This window comes from Trebonia sp., from assembly GCF_049794275.1.
Classification (GTDB): Bacteria; Actinomycetota; Actinomycetes; order Streptosporangiales; family Streptosporangiaceae; genus Trebonia.
The window spans coordinates 1-3,641 of the sequence record NZ_JBARCR010000534.1 but is presented as its reverse complement, the minus strand read 5'-3'; the positions used below and the strand labels follow the sequence as shown (position 1 = coordinate 3,641).

General features: G+C 69.7%; 5 protein-coding genes. 1 reads left to right on the top strand and 4 read right to left on the bottom strand.

Annotated features, from left to right (window positions below):
- Positions 1 to 153: 153 nt before the first annotated feature.
- The 4 genes from WA805_RS14730 to WA805_RS14715 all read right to left on the bottom strand — a co-directional run bounded on the left by WA805_RS14730 (position 154) and on the right by WA805_RS14715 (position 2,799).
- The gene (locus WA805_RS14730) at positions 154 to 510 is read right to left on the bottom strand and encodes an STAS domain-containing protein (RefSeq protein ID WP_422278851.1); all 357 of its coding nucleotides are present in this window, start codon (positions 508 to 510) and stop codon (positions 154 to 156) included.
- Between the two features lie 75 nt (positions 511 to 585).
- Entirely contained in the window at positions 586 to 948 is a 363-nt protein-coding gene (locus WA805_RS14725; protein WP_422278849.1) for an STAS domain-containing protein, read from the bottom strand.
- Positions 932 to 1,417, bottom strand: coding sequence for an ATP-binding protein (locus tag WA805_RS14720; protein WP_422278847.1), 486 nt, complete (start codon positions 1,415 to 1,417; stop codon positions 932 to 934). Before WA805_RS14720 ends, WA805_RS14725 begins: the two co-directional genes overlap by 17 nt.
- Positions 1,414 to 2,799, bottom strand: a complete 1,386-nt coding sequence (locus WA805_RS14715) for a PP2C family protein-serine/threonine phosphatase (protein WP_422278845.1) — start codon at positions 2,797 to 2,799, stop codon at positions 1,414 to 1,416. Before WA805_RS14715 ends, WA805_RS14720 begins: the two co-directional genes overlap by 4 nt.
- A gap of 144 nt (positions 2,800 to 2,943) precedes the next feature.
- On the opposite strand from WA805_RS14715, the gene WA805_RS14710 reads away from it, so the two are divergent.
- Positions 2,944 to 3,641, top strand: a 698-nt coding sequence (locus tag WA805_RS14710) for an AfsR/SARP family transcriptional regulator (RefSeq protein WP_425242599.1), incomplete at its 3' end; no start/stop codon positions are given.

Below are 3,641 nucleotides of genomic sequence, written 5' to 3'. Positions count from 1 at the left end.
GCCCAGCTCTGCGCGTCCCGCGGCGCCGTGGTGCCGTGCGACGGCGCGTGGCCGGGCGGCGACGCCGCGGCCTCACGGTGGCTGAGTCCGATCTGCTCCGCCGACGCGGCGCCTTCCGGGCCTGCTAGTTCAGTCATGACGGCCCCTCGATCCTTACTTCGCGGCGCCGACGAGCGCCGATTCCTCGCTGTCGTAGATGGTGATTGCCTCGTCGAGCCTGGTCAGCTCGAAGATCTCCCGGTAGTGGTCGCTCAGCCCGAAGGCGGCGAGCTCCTGGCGCTGCCGGTTCGCGCGGACGAGCAGGGTCACGAGCATGCCGATGCCGCCGCTGTTCATGTACTCGAGTCCCGCGAAGTTCAGCACCAGCTTGCTCGCTGACGCGCCGCCGGCGGCCTCGTAGGCCGACATCAGCACCGGCTCGCACGCGGCGGTCACGTCGCCCTTGATATCGACGATGGCAATGCTTTCGCCCACCCGGCGAACGTCCATCGAGAGTGCGGGAACGCTCATCTGTCTCTCCCCTTACAGTGGTCCCTTGGTCCCATGCAGTGATGTGCGGTGAATTCCGTGCCGCCGTCGGTCCCGTCAGGCAGCAGGTCCTGTTAGCTGGCTGACGGCGTGATCGAGATCGGGAAAGAGCTCGATGAAATCCGACAGCCTGGTGATATCGAAGATCTCGCGGTAGTGCGCGGACAGGCCGCTGGCGACGACCTTCCTGCGTTCGGCCCTGGCGCGGGCAAGGATGCTCACGATCAGCGCGATGCCGGTGGAGTTGATGTAGACGACCGAGGCGAAGTCGAGCACGACGATGCCCACATCGGTGCCCGTCACGGCGGCCTGATAGGCCGCCGTCAGGACATCGGCGGCGGTCCCGTCGACCTCGCCTGTCAGTTCGATGACCGCCGCGCCCGGCATCGTCCGGGTCGTGGCCTCACACCTGCTCGTCATGTTCAGCTCCTTCAGGTGCGCTGGTTCGCATGGTCAGCCACACGGTGTGCCGCTGGCCATCGATTGTGACTTCCATCGCGTCGACCATGTTGCGGATGAGGAACAGCCCCCAGCCGCGCGGGCGCTGCGCGCCCGCCAGCTTCTTGACCAGGTCCGGCTCCTCCGCATCGGCCGCCGGATCCTGGGTCGGGGCGCCGCCCTGGTCGCTGATCGCCACGGTGATCTCGTCGCCGGTCTGGATGATTTCCACGTCGACGGGGATCTCCGCCTGGTTCTTGTTGCCGTGCTCGATCGCGTTCATGGTGGCCTCGGCGACCGCGGTCTTGAGACGTTCGAGCCGCCCGGCGGAGATGCCGGCCGAAGAGGCGGTCTCGGCCACCCGGCTGATCGCGAGGCGCTCGTTGCCTGGTTCGCTGGCGACAGCGAACGCATCCAGCCGCCGGGGCGCGGGCTGGGCTATTGATGTCATGAATCGCCTCCTTCGCTAACGGCGCGGGGCCACGCCGACGGCGAGCGCTGGAGTGATACCAGGGTGATGTCGTCTTCCTGTTCGTAATCGGTTCCCGTGAAGCCGCGAAGCTCGGTCAGGCACAGGTCGATGAGCGACTCACCCGAAGCCCCCTTGCCGACCAGCGCCGAGACGCGCGGGAAGCCGAACATCTCCCGGTCGGGCGCGTGGGCTTCCGCCAGGCCGTCGCTGTGCAGCAGCGCGCAGTCGCCTGGCTCGAACTGGAAGGCCTTCTCCTCGTACGAACTGCCCTGCATCAGCCCGAGCGGCATGCCGCGGGCCCGCAGCTCGGCCACGCCGTCGCGGGTCCGCACGTAGGGGACGTCGTGTCCCGCGTTGGCGAACACCGCCGCGCCGCTGACCGGATCGAGCACCAGGGCCAGGCAGGTGACGAACATGTGCGCGGGGATGTCCGCGCACAGCATGTCGTTGACGTGACCGAGCACCGCGCCAGGGGAGATCAGCCGGGGGGCCGCGTCCCTGAGCAGCGCGTGCGTGCTCGCCATGACAAGCGCGGCCGGCACGCCCTTGTCGGTCACGTCGCCGACGACGAACATGACCCGGCCGTCCGGCAGCTCGATGAAGTCGTAGAAGTCTCCGCCGACCGTCCTGGCCGGCCGGTAGAACGCGGCCACGTGCCAGGACGGCAGCTCGGGCAGGCTCTTCGGCAGGAACTGCTGCTGGATGAGCTGCGCGACCTTCAGTTCCTGCTCGATGCGCTCGCGGTTCCTGGCCTCGGCCTCCTGCTGGCGCACCAGCTGGCCGACCCGCATCGCGGGGGCGGCGTAGCCGGCCAGCGAGTTGAGCAGCCGCAGGTCGTCGGAGGAGTAACCGCGTTCCGACATGCGCGGGCCCAGGCTGAGCAGGCCTACCAGGCTGCCCGACGAGATCAGCGGGACGACAAGCACGACCCCGGCAGCCTGCAGTGCCTTCAGCGCCGGAGAGGCGAGCCGCAAGTTGGTGATGTCGACCGCGCCGGCCGCGCTGAGCAGGTAGCCCACCAGCGGATCGTTCGCGGCCAGGTCCAGGTCGATCCCGGTCGGCACCACCTGCGGCGCCGGCGCCTCACCGGGCGTCCCGGCCTGCGACCTGCGGTGCAGTAGCCCGCGCACCCGCGGCCGGCCGGTCCGCTCCCCTCGTTCCGCGCCTTCCCCTGGCGTCCCGCCCCGGCCGCCGTGGTCCGCGGTACTGCCATCGTCGGCGGCGCGGCTGCCGTCCCAGTCCGCTCCGCTCGTTTCTGCAGTCTCGCCAGCAGAGGCCTGCCAGGCGGCATCCGGCGCAGTGGCTCCCTGGGGCTCCTGCGCTGTCTCGCTGGCCCGCTGTCCCTCCGTGCGCTGCGGCATATGATTCTCCGGATCGTGGCGAATTCCGACGTGCTCAGCGTAGAAACAAGGCGGTACGGGATCGTTACGGAAAGCGTGCCTGTGTGAGTGACTTTCACGAATTACCGTTACGGTGATAATGCGGTCCGTGGGTGGGGGGAACGCATGAACGAGTTGAGCCTGGCCTTGCTCGGGCCGCCGGTGGTCAAGCGTGCGGGCGCGCAGGTTACGTTCGACACCAGGAAAGCCATCGCGCTGCTCGCGCTGCTCGCGGTCACCGGCCGCGAGCACACCAGGGAACAGGTCGCCGACCTGCTGTGGCCGGACGCCGACGAGGCCAAGGCGCGCGGGTCGCTCAGGCGCACCCTGTCGGTGGCGGCCGCGGCCGTGGGGCCGGCGCTCGCGATCACGCGAACGACCGTCGGGCTGGTGCCCGCGGCGGTCGACGTCGACGTGCGCGAGTTCGAGACCCTGCTGACCCGCAAGGACGCCGCCGCGCTGGAGCGCGGCGTCGGCCTGTACCGGGACGACTTCCTCGCAGGCTTCACCGTGCGCGACTGCCCGGACTTCGAGGACTGGCAGGCGTCGGTGCGGGAGGAGCTGAAGCAGCTGCTCGCCAGGGGCCTGCAGCGGCTGGTCGCCGCCTGCGTCGCGGCCGGCGAGCTGGAGCGCGCGATCGGGCACGCCCGCCGCTGGCTGCAGCTCGACCAGCTGCACGAGCCCGCCTACCAGGCGATGATCAGGCTGTATGAGTGGACGGGGCAGCGGTCCGCCGCCATGCGGCAGTACCGGTCGCTGGTGCACGTGCTCGACCGGGACCTCGCGGTCCGGCCGTTGCCAGAGACCACCCAGCTGTACGAGGA

Coding starts and splice junctions, on each gene's coding strand:
- WA805_RS14730 (WP_422278851.1), bottom strand. CDS start 510: ATGAGCGTTCCCGCACTCTCGATGGACGTTCGCCGGGTGGGCGAAAGC.
- WA805_RS14725 (WP_422278849.1), bottom strand. CDS start 948: ATGACGAGCAGGTGTGAGGCCACGACCCGGACGATGCCGGGCGCGGCG.
- WA805_RS14720 (WP_422278847.1), bottom strand. CDS start 1,417: ATGACATCAATAGCCCAGCCCGCGCCCCGGCGGCTGGATGCGTTCGCT.
- WA805_RS14715 (WP_422278845.1), bottom strand. CDS start 2,799: ATGCCGCAGCGCACGGAGGGACAGCGGGCCAGCGAGACAGCGCAGGAG.